Source organism: Aquitalea aquatica (assembly GCF_013911085.1).
GTDB classification, from domain to species: Bacteria; Pseudomonadota; Gammaproteobacteria; order Burkholderiales; family Chromobacteriaceae; genus Aquitalea; species Aquitalea aquatica.
Genome location: NZ_JACERN010000033.1, coordinates 265,897 through 281,305 on the forward strand (window position 1 = coordinate 265,897; position 15,409 = coordinate 281,305).

A 15,409-nucleotide genomic window follows, 5' to 3' on the forward strand; every position below is an offset into this window, starting at 1 on the left:
GACAGTTTGTCTGGCCCTTCGCATCCATCCGGCTAGCGTTAGCGATCTGTCGCCTCGGCTCGGCCCACACCAGCGGCCGCTGGCACTCTGTCCTGAGTGATGCCGGAGTACAGCCACTGCCGGAAGTGATTCAGCGTCATCGGCTTGCCGAAATAAAAGCCCTGCAGGAATTCGAAGCCTTTAACTGACAGGTAGTTTTGCTGCCCCTGGGTTTCCACCCCTTTGACAATCACCTGCACCCCCAGTTGATGTGAGGTCTGTAGCAGGCCATCCAGGATATTGGTCTTGAAACTATCCTTGCCCAGAGCGGATACATAGCCCTTTTCCACCTTCAGGTAGTCAAAACCCCAACGCCGCAGATAATTGCGGTCGGCGTGGCCGATACCGAAATCATCCAGCGCCAGCTTCACGCCCATCTGGCGCAAATCCTGCACCACCCGGTGGGTGACCTGATGCTCGGGCAGCGGAAAACGCTCGGAAACCTCCAGTACCAGCACGGCTTTTTTCTCACGCAACACCGCCAGCAGAATCTTGCAGTCCTCCACCAAGTCCGGCATCCCCAGATGTTCGGCGGCGATATTGATGCCGACAAAGAAACCGGGCGGCAGGGCAACCTGCTTCAGCTCCTTGGTCACACGCCGGATCAGGTAGCGGGTGAGCGGTACGATCAGCCCGGCATCTTCGGCTGCTGGAATAAACAGATCAGAGCGGATGGCCCCCTGCACCGGATGGCGCCAGCGTGCCAACACCTCCACGCCGACACACTCCCCCTGCTCTGCCGTGACGATGGGCTGGTAGTGGGTAAAAAATTCCCGATTGCGGATACCCTGGGCGATTTCCCAGCCGGTGGAGTTACGTGCCACCTCGCGCCGCAGCAAGGACCAGGCCAGCACGAGGCCCGCCAATACCGCCAGCAACAAGGTATCCGGCCGGCGCAGCAACGAACCTTCCAGCACAGACAGCCAGGACTCCTGCATCACGACGCGGAACTGGCCGCTGGGCGCAGACAAGCTGTAGCTCAGCCCCTGGCCGACACTATCATCCAGCGGCAGCACCTTGCCATCAGCCGCCAGATATTGCTCTCCCAGCACCATATAGGCCTGCATGTCGCCGGAAGCGGCCTGTTGCAGCAGCGCGACAAAGGCATCACCGCCCAGCTCGATCATGCTGACACCATAGCCATGGCGTTGCAGCCGCAAGGAGGCTTTGCCATCGCGGCTGCCATTCAGCAACAATACCCGGCCATCGTTCGGCAGCGCAGGCACATCCTGCCGTGACAAATCAGAAGTACACGCCGTGCCATCGGCGCCCACCCGCAGGGCATAGCGGGCATGCGGGGTGGACTGCACTACCGAGGCCAGCATTTGGCGCGGCAAATCACATGCAGCACTGACCGGCACCGCATCGATGCGCCCCAGCGCGCCATTGGCCAAGCTGATCTGCTGCTCCAGTTGCTGTGTCAGCAGGGCTACACGCTCATGCAGTACGGTGCGGTCTTGCTGCCAGGTCGCCAGCAACGACAACAGCCAGCCAGTCAGCAGGCATGACGCAAGCGCGGCGGAATAAACAACCGCCGGTTTGGGTGACAATGCATAACGCGACCATAGCGTCCTGACTTTTTTAAGCATCCACTTGTTCCAGTCACCATGCCCATGGCTGGTTGATCACGGCAGGTCGCCCGCTAACGGCGCCTGGCCTGGTTATTGTCATCATAGCTCTTATTATCCCCAACCCAAGCAGGACAAGGTTTGCAAGGATATCCTTTCGGATAAGGCAGGAAAAGCGAAGTTTTGCTTAAAACAGCTTACTCAAGCCCTGCCAGCACGTGCCAGCATCCGTGGCAATCTGCCCAACAATACCCACCGGGTAGAGACAGCCTGCCTGCTGCGTGGCAGAAATGCCACCATGGAGCGTCCATCTGCAGATGCAGCAAGCCTGTCAGTGGCCTAGCTGCCAACAATGTACGCCCGACAATGCGGCGTCGCTCAGTGTAACGGTGGAATATGACGAGCATGCTCGACCGAGCGCTCATTACTGCCCCCCATCAGCCACGGCTCCAACACAACAGCCGGCACAGGCCGCAGCAACAAAAATGCCGACAGTCGAGGACTGCCGGCATGGCCGGATCATTTCAAGCGAGGCCGCAGCCTCATGCCGCCTTGACGGCTCAGCCGAAATGACACACGTAGTGCAAGGTTTCCAGGACTTCAATCTGGAAGGAGCTGTCGCCTGGCACATTAAAGCTCTGGCCACCCTGATAGCTTACTGCTTCGTTGCTGCCGGCCAGGGTGATGCGACACTGCCCTTCCAGCAACTCCATGATTTCCGGCGCACCGGTATTGAACAGCAGCTTGGACGGCAGAATCACGCCTACCGACTTGCGAGTGCCATCGGCCAGGGTAATGCTGTGACTGACGCATTTGCCGTCAAAATAAACATTGGCACGCTTGGCCACGCTGACATTATCGAACTGTTCCATGGGTATCCTTTGCTCGTGTTTTTGTTATCAACGATAAAATGATCGGCTAGCATACCCGAATCCGCTCTGACGGCAAGATGCATGAATGTGTCGTTCCCCGCCGCAACAAGGCCGGGCAGCATGACATACTGAGCGCAGTCCAACCCATATCCAGGAGCCAGGAACCATGGCCACCATCCAGCGCAGCTGCCTGCTGCTTGCTGCCTGCCTGCTATCCGCCTGTACAACCATGGCCGATAGACTGCAGGGCAGCATTACCCCGCCCCCCGGCTATGGCTATGCCATCGTATCGCTCACCGCACGTGCATTTGACCAGGACTCGGCCAATACCGGCATGCACATCGTCGACAGTCAGGGCCAGACCGTGGCCAATGGCCGCGCCAGCATGAATACCGATACGGTATTTGGTGAGGAAGGCATGAGCCCGGTCGACGGTCGCCTGCAATTGTTTGCCTTGCCGCCGGGGCATTATCAGGTGGCCGACGCATGGGGTAACTGGATAGAGGAATCCGGCTGGAGCAGCCAGTGGCGCTCGGTCAGCATGCCGATTCATGCTGGCTTCGACGTCAGTGCTGGTAGCAGCGTCTATCTGGGAGAGGTGTTTCTGGACTTGTCACTACGTCCGGAAATGAAGCTGAGCAATCAGCAAAAACGTGATTTCGGCCACATGCGCCGGGTATGGAAGGTACAGGATTTGAGCCACGTAGAAATCCGCCCCTTGCAATTGCCTGTCGCGGCCAACGCTAACACGACCACGCCCTGAACGATGCCTGATCAGCCCAGTCGCGAAGTCCACAAACGGGTCAGGTAGGCCGGCTTCACCGCAGCACTGGCGGCGGCTACTGCCTCGAGTACGCGATAGCCCGACTGGCGGGTATCGCGCAACAGCACATCCGCATAGGGCGGGCCGTCCAGCTTGCGCAAGGCTGCCACTCGCGGCTGATTGGCCTTGTCACCACTATGGGTGACCACAGCAATCTCATTGCTGGCCAGCCGCACAAAGGTGCCTGGCGGATAAATGCCCATTTCCTTGATCAACAAGCTTACCAGTGAGGGCTCGAACTGCCCCAGCTCACCGCGAAACAGGCTGGCCATTACCAGCGAAGGCAGCACGGCATCCTGCTGCAAGTGCTCACACAGATGGTCGACCAACGCCAGCAAGCGGGCATCCGGGTGAATCTCATCGCCGCGCAAACCCGCCGGATAGCCCTGGCCGTCATCCTGTTCGTGATGGGTCTGCACCAGCAAGTGCCAGTGCTCATCCACCACGCCCGCCTCACGCAGAATGGCCGAACTCATTACCGGGTGGGCATACATTTCGTCCTGCTGGCTCTGCGTCATGGCCTGTCGCTGCACACCCAGCTGGTTTAACAGCTGACTGATGGCCACATTCATCGACAAACCTGCGCACACCAGGCTATGCAGCCTGGACGGCTCCAGACCAAGCCGCCGCCCCAACAGGGCCAGCAGCGTGGCCACCTTCAGGCTATGCGAACGGACCGGCACCAGGAACAGCGAGGCCAACATACCATCGCGAAAACGCTGGGTCAGCAACAACAGCTCTTCGGCCATTTCTTCCAGTCGTCCGGCCAAGCCTGGCACTGCCAAGCCATGCAAGAGCAAGGCTTCCAGCCGGCCCGCCATGAAGCCGACTTCCACCAGCGGATTCTTGGGAACCATGCTGGCGGCTTCACGTTCGCGCTGCGCCGCCCGGTCCAGCCGTTCCCGCTCCAGTCTGACCGCCACTTCCTCAGCATCGCCGTGCGCCACATCCATCAGTCGCTCGCGCTGCTCAGGCGTCAGCACATAGTGGCCTTTCTTCAGCAGCAGAAAGCCGTTTTTAGCGTATACATCTACGGTAAGCTGCTCTCCCACGCGCAGAAAACTGCCGGGAAGCTTTATCTTGGATGGCGGCTGGGACATGACAGAGATTGGGTAACCGAATCTAGACTGCAGTATTAGTCAAACAACGCCCTTGACGCCGATATAGCACGAAACAGGCGGATGCTGGAGCGGCATTGTCGCCAAGCCCGCAGCAAACCACAAGTCCTGACTGCAGCAGTTGGCGGGACGCACCGGAGCAAGCTCGCATGGATACTTTCAACCCGCCGCGCCGCGCCTTCATTCAGGGCGCACTGGCCGCAGGTTTTGCACTGGCCGTACAGCCGGTGGCGGCCGGCAGCATCGCCACCGACAGCCGCGCACTGGACAGCGGCCTCGCTGGCATTCCGCTGGACGATGGCATTCTCCCTGTTTATTTCGCCCGCCCCGCAGCCAGCGGCAGCCTGCCTATCGTGCTGGTCGTACAGGAGGTATTCGGCGTGCACGAACACATCCGTGATATCTGCCGCCGCCTGGCCAAGCTGGGCTATCTGGCGGTGGCACCCGAGCTATATTTTCGCCAGGGAAATCCAGCCGCCAGCCCCGACATTGCCAGCATCATCAAGGATATCGTCAGCAAGGTACCGGACGCACAAGTGATGCAGGATCTCGACGCCACACTGGGCTGGGCTGCTGCCCATGGTGGCGATGCCAGCCGCGCAGCCATCACCGGTTTTTGCTGGGGCGGGCGTATCAGCTGGCTGTATGCCAGCCACAATGCGCGCTTGAAAGCCGGCATCGCCTGGTACGGCAAGCTGGAGGGCGCACATGATGCGCTAACGCCGACGCAACCCGTCGACCTGGCAGCCAGCCTGAGTGTGCCGGTACTGGGACTATACGGCGGGCAGGACAACAGCATTCCACAAGACACCGTCGTACACATGCGCCAAGCGCTGCAGCAAGGGCATAGCGACTCGCAAATCGTGGTATATCCGACAGCCGGTCATGCTTTTAATGCCGATTACCGCTCTTCCTACCAAGCTGCCGCCGCACAGGATGGCTGGCAGCGACTGCAAACCTGGCTGAACAGCCATGGCATGCAAGCCAGCAAACCCGCGGGTGCCGACTAGGAGGAAGACTGCTCCAGCATGCGGCGAATCACCTGATTGAATGGGTCCAGCCAGGCGCGTTCGAATTGGTCGTCCGCCGCATTCAGCTCCGCTGCCGCCCGCAGCATGGAGCGGCGTTGTCCGCGATGAGCATGCTTGAGCATTACTGCTTCGAAAGCATCCACCAGGGCCAGAATGCGCGCACCCTGGCTAATCTCACCACTGGCCAGGCCATAGGGATACCCTTCGCCATCCGGCGTTTCGTGGTGTTGCAACACCATCAGTGCCGCCTCTTCCCAGCCCGGCATGCGCCCGAGCAAGCCGGCAACCCAGGCCGGGTGCAAGGCCATTAGCCGGCGCTCGTTATCATTGATCTGTCCCAGCTTTAACCATACGGCCTCCGGCAAGAACATCATGCCGACATCGTGCATATACACCGCCGCCTCCAGTTGCTCGGCATCGACCCAGCCACCAGCCTGACGATTCAACTCCAGCGCCAGCTTGAGATTACGCTCGGTGCGCCCGAGAAACTCCGGCATGCGCTGCTCCAGTTGCAGGGCCAGGGTACGAAACAGCAGCATGTCCTGCTGGCGCGACTGCAACACCGACCGCGCGCCCTCGGCCGCTGCCGGCGCCTCGCTCTTGCCCTGAACCCCCACCATGGCAGCGACCAGCCGGGAACAGGTCGCCAGCACCGATGGCAGTGGCAGGCTTTCCAGCGAACACAGCGCCTCCAGCAGGGTATGCATCTGCGCCTCATCTACCGGGCGCGCACTGGCAACCTGCGCCATCACCAGCTCGATGCGATCCAGCACCAGCATCAATACATCACCCATCACGTCCTGATACAGCAGCTCGCCGCTTCGCAACCGGGCCAGCAAGCCCTCCAGCGCATGGGCAAAAGGCACCACGAACATCACCCGACACAGCCCGGCATCCCCCTTGATGGTATGGATCAGACGGAACAGGTCCCCCACCAACTCGGGCGAGGACGGATTCTGCCCCAGTTGCGAAGCCAGTTTCTCGATCTGCGGTGCATAGTCGGACAGCACGTCGCGAAAGTCCTGAAAGCCTTCCGCGTCTTCCCGCACAAATTGCAGTTGCACTTCATCGCTCATGGCATGCTCACATAGTGGCCGGATGTCATTGCACTATAAATCATCAGACAGCGTCCAGCGGGCACAATCCATCTGCTCAAGCCAAAACCACAGGCGTATGATGAGCGCCCCCAGCTCATTCTTTGCCGGAGTCGCCACAGTGAACCCCTCTTTTGCCGTATTACAAAAACAGATCGATTTCATTCTGGAAGTCGACAAGCTCAAATCCGTACTACGCAAGACCAAACCGCTTGGGCTGGAACGATATGAAAATTCGGCCGAGCACAGCTGGCAGGCCGCACTGCTGGCGCTGAGCATGGCACAGCACGCGCCGCTGCCACTGGACATAGAAAAAGTGATTCGCATGCTGCTGATTCACGACCTGGGCGAAATCGACACCGGTGATGTCATCGTCTACGCCGAAACCGACAGCGCAGCACGCGAAGCAGAAGAGCTGGCAGCCATCCGCCGTATCTGTGGCCTGTTACCGCAAGAGCAGGCCGACGGACTGGTAGCACTATGGCAAGAGTTTGAGGCACGCCAGACTGCCGAAGCGCGTTTCGCCCGCGCCATGGACCGGCTGATGCCCATTCTGCTCAACCTCAGCCGCCAAGGCCAAAGCTGGCGGGAAAACGGCATCAGCAAGCAGCAAGTGCTTGCCATGGCAGTCAGCAAGGTAAGCGATGGCTGCCCGCTGGCCGGCGAGTGGCTGCTGCAGGCACTGGACGCCGCCGAACAACAGGGATTCTTCGCCGCTACTGACTCCGCCGCCGCACAGAAACCATAATTAATACAATGTTTTTCGTCAGGTATGATTACAAACAGGTCGCATTGGCCGCAGAAAATACTTGCCAACATCCACAACAATGGGCAGTATGCCTGCCTGCAGGATGCTCAAGTTGTGGATGTGTAGTTGTCGTAGTGGCATTTAGTCCGTACCTCAGTCGCCATTTCCCTTGAACTTCATGCGTTTTATCAACTTGCTCGTTTTGAGGATAAACAAAATGGCAACCGGTACCGTTAAGTGGTTCAACGACTCCAAAGGTTTTGGCTTCATCACTCCGGATGAAGGTGGCGATGACGTATTCGCTCACTTCTCCCAAATCAATGCTAAAGGCTTCCGCACCCTGGCTGAAAACCAGCGCGTAAGCTTCGACATCGTTGATGGCCCGAAGGGCAAACAGGCCTCCAACATCCAGCCGCTGTAATCTTCTTAAAGATTACTCGCTGATGAAAACCCGGACTCGTCCGGGTTTTTTTGTTTTGGCGCGCCAGACTTGGCGTGCACCGCCTTGCGGCATGCCTTAACATTCACTCCTCTCCGTTATTCCAGAGTCAGTCCTCATGCAAACGCCTACCCACGACGAAGCCATCGCCAGCACGCGCGAATGGCTGGAAAAAGCCGTTATCGGCCTCAACCTCTGCCCTTTTGCCAAGTCGGTCTACGTCAAGAACCAGGTCCGCTTCGTAGTCAGCGATGCCACTGAACCGGCTCAACTGGCCGAAGAACTGGCCAAGGAACTGCGTCTGCTGGCTGACAGCAGCCCGGAAGAAATCGACACCACGCTGCTGATTCACCCCTATGTTCTGCAACGCTTTCTGGATTTCAACGAATTCCAGGACATCGCGGATGCCATCGTGGAAGAACTGGAGCTGGATGGCGTACTGCAGGTGGCCAGCTTTCACCCCAAATTCCAGTTTGGCGGCACCGGCATCAATGACATCGGCAATTACACCAACCGCTCGCCCTGGCCGACCCAACACCTGATCCGAGAAGCCAGCATCGACCGTGCGGTTGAGGCATTCCCCGAAGCTGAGGCGATTTTCGAGCGCAATATCGAAACAGTCACCAAGCTTGGTATCGAAGGCTGGCAAGCCTTGTTCGCCCCCAAGCACTGACATCCCGGTCGCCAAGCCTTATTGCTCATCCGCCAGCCACAGGGTACAACAACACATCTCCCGCCCCACCGAGGTCAATATGAAGATGTTGCGTTGCGCCCTGTCGCTGCTAGCCTGCCTGTTGCTGACACACTGTGGCAGTGCACCGGTACGCAAGCCGGTTCAGGGCGACAGCTTCAGCTCTGCCGAACTGGGACAAAGCGCCGCCAACCGCATTGCCAACCTGGCCATGCGCGACAATCTGGCCAGCCTGCAAACCTTGCTGGATAAGCTTTACCGCCGCAATCCATCGCAGTGGCAGAAAAGTGGTGCCGCCAGCCGCGAAGCCGCCATTGCTCAGGTCATGACGGCCATCCGCAACAACAGCCAGCTGCCCGCACTGGGACAGGTTCGCTCGACAGCCGCGCTGACCACCGCCTTCGACCCGCAATTCAGTGGCGATCGAGCCGGCACCCTTATTTTTGGCCTGGGCAGCATGCTGCTTGACGTCTATGGCGGCCGCACCGAGCTCTATCTGGTGCACGGCCTGGATGCACAACAGCTGGCCAATGCCGCCTACAATGTGGAAGTAGCCTCCTGGCTGCTGGGACGCCGCCAGAATGCCGACGGCAGCCCTTTGCTGCTGGCCAATGAAATTAACAGCCAGCAACGCAATCTTTCGTTTGAGCGCGAAATGGGCAAGATCATGGCCCGACTGGAATTACTGGCCGAACTGTCCGATGAAAAACTGCGGCGCAGTGCCATCGATTTTGGTCAATCACTGGTCGCGGGCCCATTCCTTCAGTTCCTGCCGGTATCCGCAGTCAGCAGTGCCATTCCCGCCGCCCCCTGAAGCCTGGCAGTACCGCAATAAAAAACCCGCCGGGCAAAGCCAGCGGGTATGGATGCAGCCGTCACGGCGATTAGTCGATCAATGCTGATCGGGGTACTTACCCACCTTATCGCAATAAAAGGCCTGAATGCGCGGCATGTCAGCTACGATGTCCCCCGTCGGGTAAAACACCGGCCCAAAGCCGCACACCTTGTGCGCATAATCCATATAAGCCAGCACAATCGGCACCTGCGCACCGCAGGCAATATGGTAGAAGCCGGTTTTCCATTCCTTCACCCGCTGGCGGGTACCTTCCGGCGGAATGGCCACCACCAGCTGCGTCGACTGCTGATAGACCGTCACCATCTGCTGCACCAGCGAGTTGTTACGGCTACGCATGACCGGAATACCACCCAGCCAGCGCATTACCGGCCCCAGCGGCCCCCAGAACAAGGTATGTTTGCCCATCCAGTACAGCTTGGCCCGTAAGGCAAAACAAACGCCCAGCGTCAACGGGAAATCCCAATTGCTGGTATGCGGCGCTGCAATCAATACGTACTTGGGCAAATCGGGAAAACTGCCCTCAATACGCCAGCCACGCAGGCGCAACAGCAGAATGGACAGAGTGCGCATGAAACTGCGCAGGAGCGGAGTATCGAAAATGGTGTAGTGCATGGCGTCCGGCATAAGGGCAGGACCCGCGCTACGGATGGCAGACAGCCCTCCGGTCAGAGGCCTGCCTTGACGATGGAAAACGCGGACTGTACCGGATATGTCCGCGTGGGTAAATCAGAATCATGCCGCTTACCTGCCGCCAGACCCCGTTAGGCACGCTGCAGTATTTCTTTCAGGTCTTTTTGCACATCCCAGAAGGTAACATCGGCATCGTATACGCCCAGACAGGTGGGCTTGGCCAGATAGCGCTGGGCGTTGCGGCTGTCCATGGAGCAGAACAGCAAACGCTCCTTTTCCCAGATCACGATGCACTGACCCTTTTTGGACAGACGATCGATCAAGGTGCTGATCTGCTCGCTGATAACCCGGGCCGAGAGGTTTGCACCATACTTGCCGGCTTTGGAAAATTCATTATTCATCACTTCGGACAATCTTCTCTGGGTTGGTCAATGACTCACCCGTCGTATTATCCGCAGCCGCAAAACAATACCTATCAGACGTTTCGGAAAGATAGCCAGCGTCTTTCAATCAAGGCGCATGGCATGATCAACACACCACCAGACCACGTGCGGCAAACTGTTGCCGTGCGGCAGCGACCATGGCCGCAGACGGTACCGGCGTATTCGCCAAAGGATAATCCAGGCCCAGCTGCGCCCATTTATCGGCACCCATCTGGTGAAAAGGCAGGACTTCCACCCGCTGCACCACATCGCCCAAGCTGGCTGCATGATCAGCCAGGCGGCCGATATCATCGAGATCATCGGTCAAGCCAGGTACCAACACATAGCGCAACCAGATCGGCTTACCCAACCGCTTCAGCCGCTGGGCAAAATCCAGCGTTGGCTGCAGTGGCTGGCCAGTAATCTGCCGATAGCGCTCGGGATCGCTATGCTTGATATCCAGCAACACCAGATCCACATCAGCCAACCAGTCGTCACTGATGCTTTCATGCAGGAAACCCTGGGTATCCAGCGCAGTATGCAGACCGAAGCGCTGTTTGATCGCATGCAGCAACGCACCGACAAACTCGGGCTGCATCAAGGGCTCACCACCAGAGACAGTGACGCCGCCGGCAAACTTGAGAAAACCAGCATAGGGGGCCAGCTCGGCCAGCGCCTCATCCACAGTCAGTTGCCGCCCGGCATGCAGCTTCCAGGTATCAGGGTTATGACAATACTGACAGCGGAACTGGCAGCCAGACATGAAGAAGACAAAACGCATGCCTGGGCCATCCACACCGGCACCGCTCTCGGTCGAGTGCACATAACCGGAAAGCTGGCCGTGACTACAGGGCGCCGTGACACTGTGCTGTTGCGACATGATTCATTCCTGACATGAAAAACCCGCCCGGCGACCATGGTCGGCGAGCGGGCTGACAGCGCGATTACAGGCTGGCGTGGAAGGTACGATTAATCACATCCAGTTGCTGCTCGCGGGTGAGCTTGACGAAGTTGACCGCATAACCGGACACCCGGATCGTCAGCTGCGGATACAGCTCGGGGTGCTCCATGGCATCCAGCAATGTCTCGCGCCGGAACACATTGACGTTGACGTGGAAACCACCGGCTGCAGCAAAGCCATCCAGGCAATGCGACAGGTTGGAGATGCGATCTTGTGCGGTGTGTCCCAGCGCATCCGGGGTAGCCGATGCCGTCCAGCTGATACCATCCAGCGCAGCGGAGTAAGGCAGCTTGGCCACCGAAGCACCAGCAGCCACAAAACCGTGCACATCGCGGCCGTTCATCGGATTGGCACCTGGCGCAAATGGCTCGCCGGCACGGCGACCGCACGGCGTATTGCCAGTTTTCTTGCCGTACACCACATTGGATGTGATGGTCAGCACCGACTGGGTTGGCGTGGCATGACGGTAGAAATACGGCTGGGCCTTGATCTTGTTCATGAAGGTTTCGGTCAGCCACACTGCCATGCTGTCGACGCGATCATCGTTGTTGCCATAGGCCGGATAGTCGCCCTCGATGCGGTAGTCCACCGCCAGGCCGGCTTCGTTGCGGATGACATGCACGCGGGCATGCTTGATGGCCGACATCGAATCCGCCGCCACCGACAGACCGGCAATACCGCAGGCCATGGTGCGCAGGATGTCGCGATCATGCAGCGCCATTTCGATACGCTCGTAAGCATATTTGTCATGCATGTAGTGAATGCAGTTGAGCGCCTTGACATAAGTCGAGGCCAGCCAGTCCATCATCTTGTCGAACTTGGCCATGACTTCGTCAAAATCCAGCACATCGGCCGTGATCGGCACAAAGCCCGAGGCCACCACCGCCCCGCTCTTTTCGTCCACGCCGCCATTGATGGCATACAGCATGGCCTTGGCCAGATTGGCTCGCGCACCAAAGAACTGCATCTGCTTGCCGATGCGCATGGCCGATACACAGCAGGCGATACCGTAATCATCGCCCCACAGCGGGCGCATATTGTCATCGTTTTCGTACTGGATCGAGCTGGTATCGATAGAGACCTGAGCGCAGAAATCCTTGAAGCCCTGCGGCAGTGCGGTGGACCACAGCACGGTCAGGTTCGGCTCCGGTGCCGGCCCCAGGTTGTACAGGGTATTGAGGAAGCGGAAGCTATTTTTCGACACCAGGGTACGGCCATCTTCACCCATGCCGCCGATGGACTCGGTCACCCAGGTCGGGTCGCCGGAGAACAGCTGATCGTATTCCGGGGTGCGCAGGAAGCGCACGATGCGCAGCTTGATCACCAGATCATCAATCAGCTCCTGCGCCTGTTCTTCGCTCAGCGCACCAGCTGCCAGGTCGCGCTCGATATAGATGTCGAGGAAGGTGGCGATACGGCCCAGCGACATGGCTGCGCCATTTTGTTCTTTCACTGCAGCCAGATAGGCAAAGTAGGTCCACTGTACTGCCTCACAGGCATTGACCGCCGGCCGGCTGATGTCAAAGCCGTACTTGGCCGCCATCTGACGTAACTCATCCAGCGCACGGAACTGTTCGGACAACTCTTCACGCTGACGCAGCACGTCCTCGGTGAACACCGCATCGTCCAGCTCGTGGAACAGCTGCTGACGTTCCTTGCGCAGAAAATCCGTGCCATACAGCGCTACACGGCGATAGTCGCCGATGATGCGACCACGACCATAGGCATCCGGCAGGCCGGTAATGATGCCGGACTTACGTGCGGCCAGAATATCGGGGGTATAGGTATCGAACACGCCCTGGTTATGGCTCTTGCGGTATTTTCCCCAGATTTCCTTGATCACCGGATCCAGCTCGAAGCCATAAGCGGCCAGTCCGCTTTCCACCATGCGCAAGCCACCATTGGGCATGATGGCGCGCTTGAGCGGCGCATCGGTTTGCAGGCCGACAATCAGCTCCAGCGACTGGTCGATATAACCGGCGTCATGCGCGGTGATGGAGGTAGCACGATCAGCCGATACATCCAGCACACCCTTTTCCCGCTCCTGGCGCAGCAGCTCACCCAGCACATCCCACAGCTTGCGGGTGCGTTCGCTGGCACCGGCCAGGAAAGTGGCATCGCCGGTAAAGGGCCGATAATTCAGCTGAATGAATTGACGTACATCGACATGGGTTTGCCAGTTACCGGCAGTAAAGCCCCGCCATGGGTCGGCCTGTACGGCATTGTGAGCAATCGCTTCCATGACTACCTCCTGAATTGAAGTCCGAAACTTATCCCTGCAGAAACAATACTACATTCACTATCGAAAATGACTTATTGATGTAAATCAAACTCCGCCACGGCCGATCATCGAAGCCGTACATTCTACCAGTACGCATCGCCAAGCACCTGATAATTCCGCATCCAAACCAGAAGTTTTCTTCTTGTTTTTCAACAAGATAATTATTTTTATAATCTATAAATTCAATATAACCACAGCATACGCCGCAGTAACGACACAACCATTCAGCAGCAAGTCATTGCCACCAGCGCCATCACAGATCAGCGATGCGCTCGCAAATACAAACTAAAAATGTTCGTTTTCAAACATTGAATTTTACATATCAATCTCAACCACCAGACCTGCAATGTCCGTTACGTAATTTTACTACTTCACTGAGCAACAAACCCGCCCGATACCGTACAGCCAGCGTGAACCACGATGGGCAGCCACAAAATGCTGCAGCCAGTAAGCAAAAACAGCAGAGGGGAACCAAGCAGTAACCGAGCACTCTGTACTTGAGTACAGTATTGGAAATAATCATGAACAAATTTCACCTTGCCACCCTACTAGCCAGCCTGTTCGCAGTCAGCGCCTGTACCCAGCAACAGAATGAAGCAGCACAGCAGGCCGCCTCCGCCGCCATCAGTACGGCACATGCCACGCTGGGTGATGCCAGCACACCTCTGGCAACGCTGCGCCAACAGGCTAGTGCCGCTGCTGGTGAGGCCAAACAGCAGGCCGCCCAGCTGGTGGCCGATAATCCGGCGCTGGGCCTGGCAGTATCAGCCGTGCAACAGGGAATGGAAAAATCAGCCAATGCCTTGCAATGGCAGCAGCTGGAAACAAAAGTCGGCAGCTATCCGGCGGATATCGGACTGTATCAAAAAGGCGTGGTAGCTGACGCACTCCACCAGCTACTGGGTAAGAAGATGCCGGTATTCCTGCAAAACATGCAGGTCAGCAGTCCGCTAGGAAAAGACCAGCTACTGTTTGTCAGCGGCAACAAACCGCATCAGGGTGGCGAGGAGATGGCCTATCTGCTGCTGGACCCATCGAGCAAACAGCTGGAAGTCGGCTTGATCGAACAGGGCAAGCTGCGCATTTATCGCAGCGGCCCACCGCTATACCGCCCGGCAGAAATCAACACCATGCTGAGCAATCTGGCCAGCCAGCCCTGAGTCAAGCAGCGACTCAGGCCGCCAGCCCACGCGGCCACAAACGGCCGGTTTTCTCCATATATAAGCGATAGGCATTGCCAGCGCGGTGCAGCATTTCACCTTCTTCACGCCGCACGCTGCCCCGATAGCTCAGCAGCAAGGCCAGCATGCCGCTGGCAGCCACGCCATCCTGCAATAGCAACAGCTGCGCCAGCGCAGCCAGCCATAGCGCCGCATATAGCGGATGGCGGATGCGTTGATAGACGCCACCCTGGCACTGCAGCGTTCCGACTGGTTGCAATAGCAAATCATGCTGGCTGCGCCAGAACAACCAGCAGGCATAGGCCAGCAACAAGCTACCGACTGCTGCGGCCAGTGGCGGCAGCTCAAGCGGCAAGCAGCGCTGCCAACCACTGCAGGCAGCCAGCAACGGCACTAATAGCATGCCGGTCAGAACCGGCCAGCGCAGAATGCACTGCCCCACCACCATGGCATTACGCTGCTGCAATAATGGACGATAAGCCAGCCGCGTCAGCAGCATGATGAACACCCCGGCAAGCTGGATGATGGACCACAGCATAAGCCGCCTCCTTATTGCAAGTTAATAGCAATGATTATCATTTACTATTTTAATCACGGCAAGCCATATCTCGCCAGAGCACACCCCACCGGACAGCCAAACATGTCAGAATCTGCC

The 15,409-nt window shown here is 58.1% G+C and carries 16 protein-coding genes; 7 read left to right on the forward strand and 9 right to left on the reverse strand.

Going from position 1 to position 15,409, the window contains the following annotated elements; translation table 11 throughout:
* Positions 1-38: 38 nt before the first annotated feature.
* Together H2Z84_RS21340 and ppnP are read right to left on the reverse strand one after the other, a co-directional pair.
* Positions 39-1,628 carry an EAL domain-containing protein gene (locus H2Z84_RS21340; protein WP_258869403.1) on the reverse strand — a complete coding sequence of 530 codons (1,590 nt, stop codon included), beginning with the start codon at positions 1,626-1,628 and terminating at the stop codon, positions 39-41.
* 539 nt (positions 1,629-2,167) lie between these two features.
* Entirely contained in the window at positions 2,168-2,479 is a 312-nt protein-coding gene (gene ppnP / locus H2Z84_RS13620; protein WP_124643947.1) for a pyrimidine/purine nucleoside phosphorylase, read from the reverse strand.
* Between the two features lie 166 nt (positions 2,480-2,645).
* Between ppnP and H2Z84_RS13625 the strand changes: the two genes are divergently transcribed.
* Positions 2,646-3,242 carry a hypothetical protein gene (locus H2Z84_RS13625; protein WP_181836450.1) on the forward strand — a complete coding sequence of 199 codons (597 nt, stop codon included), beginning with the start codon at positions 2,646-2,648 and terminating at the stop codon, positions 3,240-3,242.
* Between the two features lie 11 nt (positions 3,243-3,253).
* Here the strand turns inward: H2Z84_RS13625 and H2Z84_RS13630 are convergent, their stop codons facing one another.
* A complete protein-coding gene (locus tag H2Z84_RS13630) occupies positions 3,254-4,402 on the reverse strand; it encodes an HD-GYP domain-containing protein (protein ID WP_181836451.1) in 1,149 nt (382 codons plus the stop codon).
* Between the two features lie 167 nt (positions 4,403-4,569).
* Between H2Z84_RS13630 and H2Z84_RS13635 the strand changes: the two genes are divergently transcribed.
* The gene (locus tag H2Z84_RS13635) at positions 4,570-5,430 is read left to right on the forward strand and encodes a dienelactone hydrolase family protein (protein ID WP_181836452.1); all 861 of its coding nucleotides are present in this window, start codon (positions 4,570-4,572) and stop codon (positions 5,428-5,430) included.
* Here H2Z84_RS13635 and H2Z84_RS13640 read toward each other — a convergent pair.
* The gene (locus tag H2Z84_RS13640) at positions 5,427-6,527 is read right to left on the reverse strand and encodes an HD-GYP domain-containing protein (protein ID WP_181836453.1); all 1,101 of its coding nucleotides are present in this window, start codon (positions 6,525-6,527) and stop codon (positions 5,427-5,429) included. The genes H2Z84_RS13635 and H2Z84_RS13640 overlap by 4 nt on opposite strands.
* 139 nt (positions 6,528-6,666) lie before the next feature.
* Here H2Z84_RS13640 and H2Z84_RS13645 point away from each other — a divergent pair, with 139 nt between their 5' ends.
* The 4 genes from H2Z84_RS13645 (at position 6,667) to H2Z84_RS13660 (ending at position 9,237) form a co-directional block, all read left to right on the forward strand.
* Positions 6,667-7,293 (forward strand): HD domain-containing protein, encoded by a 627-nt coding sequence (locus H2Z84_RS13645; protein WP_309545478.1) that lies wholly within the window; start codon positions 6,667-6,669, stop codon positions 7,291-7,293.
* Positions 7,294-7,510: 217 nt separating this feature from the next.
* Entirely contained in the window at positions 7,511-7,714 is a 204-nt protein-coding gene (locus H2Z84_RS13650; RefSeq protein ID WP_045845074.1) for a cold-shock protein, read from the forward strand.
* Positions 7,715-7,850: 136 nt separating this feature from the next.
* Entirely contained in the window at positions 7,851-8,405 is a 555-nt protein-coding gene (locus H2Z84_RS13655) for a DUF1415 domain-containing protein (RefSeq protein ID WP_181836455.1), read from the forward strand.
* A 79-nt stretch (positions 8,406-8,484) separates the two neighbouring features.
* Positions 8,485-9,237 (forward strand): hypothetical protein, encoded by a 753-nt coding sequence (locus H2Z84_RS13660; protein WP_181836456.1) that lies wholly within the window; start codon positions 8,485-8,487, stop codon positions 9,235-9,237.
* Positions 9,238-9,315: 78 nt separating this feature from the next.
* Here H2Z84_RS13660 and H2Z84_RS13665 read toward each other — a convergent pair whose 3' ends face one another.
* The 4 genes from H2Z84_RS13665 to pflB form a co-directional block, all read right to left on the reverse strand.
* Complete coding sequence (locus H2Z84_RS13665) at positions 9,316-9,891, reverse strand: lysophospholipid acyltransferase family protein (RefSeq protein ID WP_181836457.1); 576 nt, start codon at positions 9,889-9,891, stop codon at positions 9,316-9,318.
* Between the two features lie 149 nt (positions 9,892-10,040).
* Complete coding sequence (locus H2Z84_RS13670; RefSeq protein ID WP_124643939.1) at positions 10,041-10,310, reverse strand: hypothetical protein; 270 nt, start codon at positions 10,308-10,310, stop codon at positions 10,041-10,043.
* A 127-nt stretch (positions 10,311-10,437) separates the two neighbouring features.
* Complete coding sequence (pflA, locus tag H2Z84_RS13675; protein ID WP_181836458.1) at positions 10,438-11,211, reverse strand: pyruvate formate-lyase-activating protein; 774 nt, start codon at positions 11,209-11,211, stop codon at positions 10,438-10,440.
* Between the two features lie 64 nt (positions 11,212-11,275).
* Positions 11,276-13,534 (reverse strand): formate C-acetyltransferase, encoded by a 2,259-nt coding sequence (gene pflB, locus H2Z84_RS13680; RefSeq protein ID WP_181836459.1) that lies wholly within the window; start codon positions 13,532-13,534, stop codon positions 11,276-11,278.
* A 560-nt stretch (positions 13,535-14,094) separates the two neighbouring features.
* Here pflB and H2Z84_RS13685 point away from each other — a divergent pair.
* A complete protein-coding gene (locus H2Z84_RS13685; RefSeq protein ID WP_181836460.1) occupies positions 14,095-14,733 on the forward strand; it encodes an Ivy family c-type lysozyme inhibitor in 639 nt (212 codons plus the stop codon).
* A gap of 13 nt (positions 14,734-14,746) precedes the next feature.
* Here H2Z84_RS13685 and H2Z84_RS13690 read toward each other — a convergent pair whose 3' ends face one another.
* The gene (locus H2Z84_RS13690; protein WP_181836461.1) at positions 14,747-15,292 is read right to left on the reverse strand and encodes a hypothetical protein; all 546 of its coding nucleotides are present in this window, start codon (positions 15,290-15,292) and stop codon (positions 14,747-14,749) included.
* Positions 15,293-15,409: the final 117 nt, after the last annotated feature.

Excerpts from the sequence above, each read along its gene's own strand:
- H2Z84_RS21340 (WP_258869403.1), bottom strand. The coding sequence starts at position 1,628 with ATGCTTAAAAAAGTCAGGACGCTATGGTCGCGTTATGCATTGTCACCC.
- ppnP (WP_124643947.1), bottom strand. The coding sequence starts at position 2,479 with ATGGAACAGTTCGATAATGTCAGCGTGGCCAAGCGTGCCAATGTTTAT.
- H2Z84_RS13625 (WP_181836450.1), top strand. The coding sequence starts at position 2,646 with ATGGCCACCATCCAGCGCAGCTGCCTGCTGCTTGCTGCCTGCCTGCTA.
- H2Z84_RS13630 (WP_181836451.1), bottom strand. The coding sequence starts at position 4,402 with ATGTCCCAGCCGCCATCCAAGATAAAGCTTCCCGGCAGTTTTCTGCGC.
- H2Z84_RS13635 (WP_181836452.1), top strand. The coding sequence starts at position 4,570 with ATGGATACTTTCAACCCGCCGCGCCGCGCCTTCATTCAGGGCGCACTG.
- H2Z84_RS13640 (WP_181836453.1), bottom strand. The coding sequence starts at position 6,527 with ATGAGCGATGAAGTGCAACTGCAATTTGTGCGGGAAGACGCGGAAGGC.
- H2Z84_RS13650 (WP_045845074.1), top strand. The coding sequence starts at position 7,511 with ATGGCAACCGGTACCGTTAAGTGGTTCAACGACTCCAAAGGTTTTGGC.
- H2Z84_RS13655 (WP_181836455.1), top strand. The coding sequence starts at position 7,851 with ATGCAAACGCCTACCCACGACGAAGCCATCGCCAGCACGCGCGAATGG.
- H2Z84_RS13660 (WP_181836456.1), top strand. The coding sequence starts at position 8,485 with ATGAAGATGTTGCGTTGCGCCCTGTCGCTGCTAGCCTGCCTGTTGCTG.
- H2Z84_RS13665 (WP_181836457.1), bottom strand. The coding sequence starts at position 9,891 with ATGCACTACACCATTTTCGATACTCCGCTCCTGCGCAGTTTCATGCGC.
- H2Z84_RS13670 (WP_124643939.1), bottom strand. The coding sequence starts at position 10,310 with ATGAATAATGAATTTTCCAAAGCCGGCAAGTATGGTGCAAACCTCTCG.
- pflA (WP_181836458.1), bottom strand. The coding sequence starts at position 11,211 with ATGTCGCAACAGCACAGTGTCACGGCGCCCTGTAGTCACGGCCAGCTT.
- pflB (WP_181836459.1), bottom strand. The coding sequence starts at position 13,534 with ATGGAAGCGATTGCTCACAATGCCGTACAGGCCGACCCATGGCGGGGC.
- H2Z84_RS13685 (WP_181836460.1), top strand. The coding sequence starts at position 14,095 with ATGAACAAATTTCACCTTGCCACCCTACTAGCCAGCCTGTTCGCAGTC.
- H2Z84_RS13690 (WP_181836461.1), bottom strand. The coding sequence starts at position 15,292 with ATGCTGTGGTCCATCATCCAGCTTGCCGGGGTGTTCATCATGCTGCTG.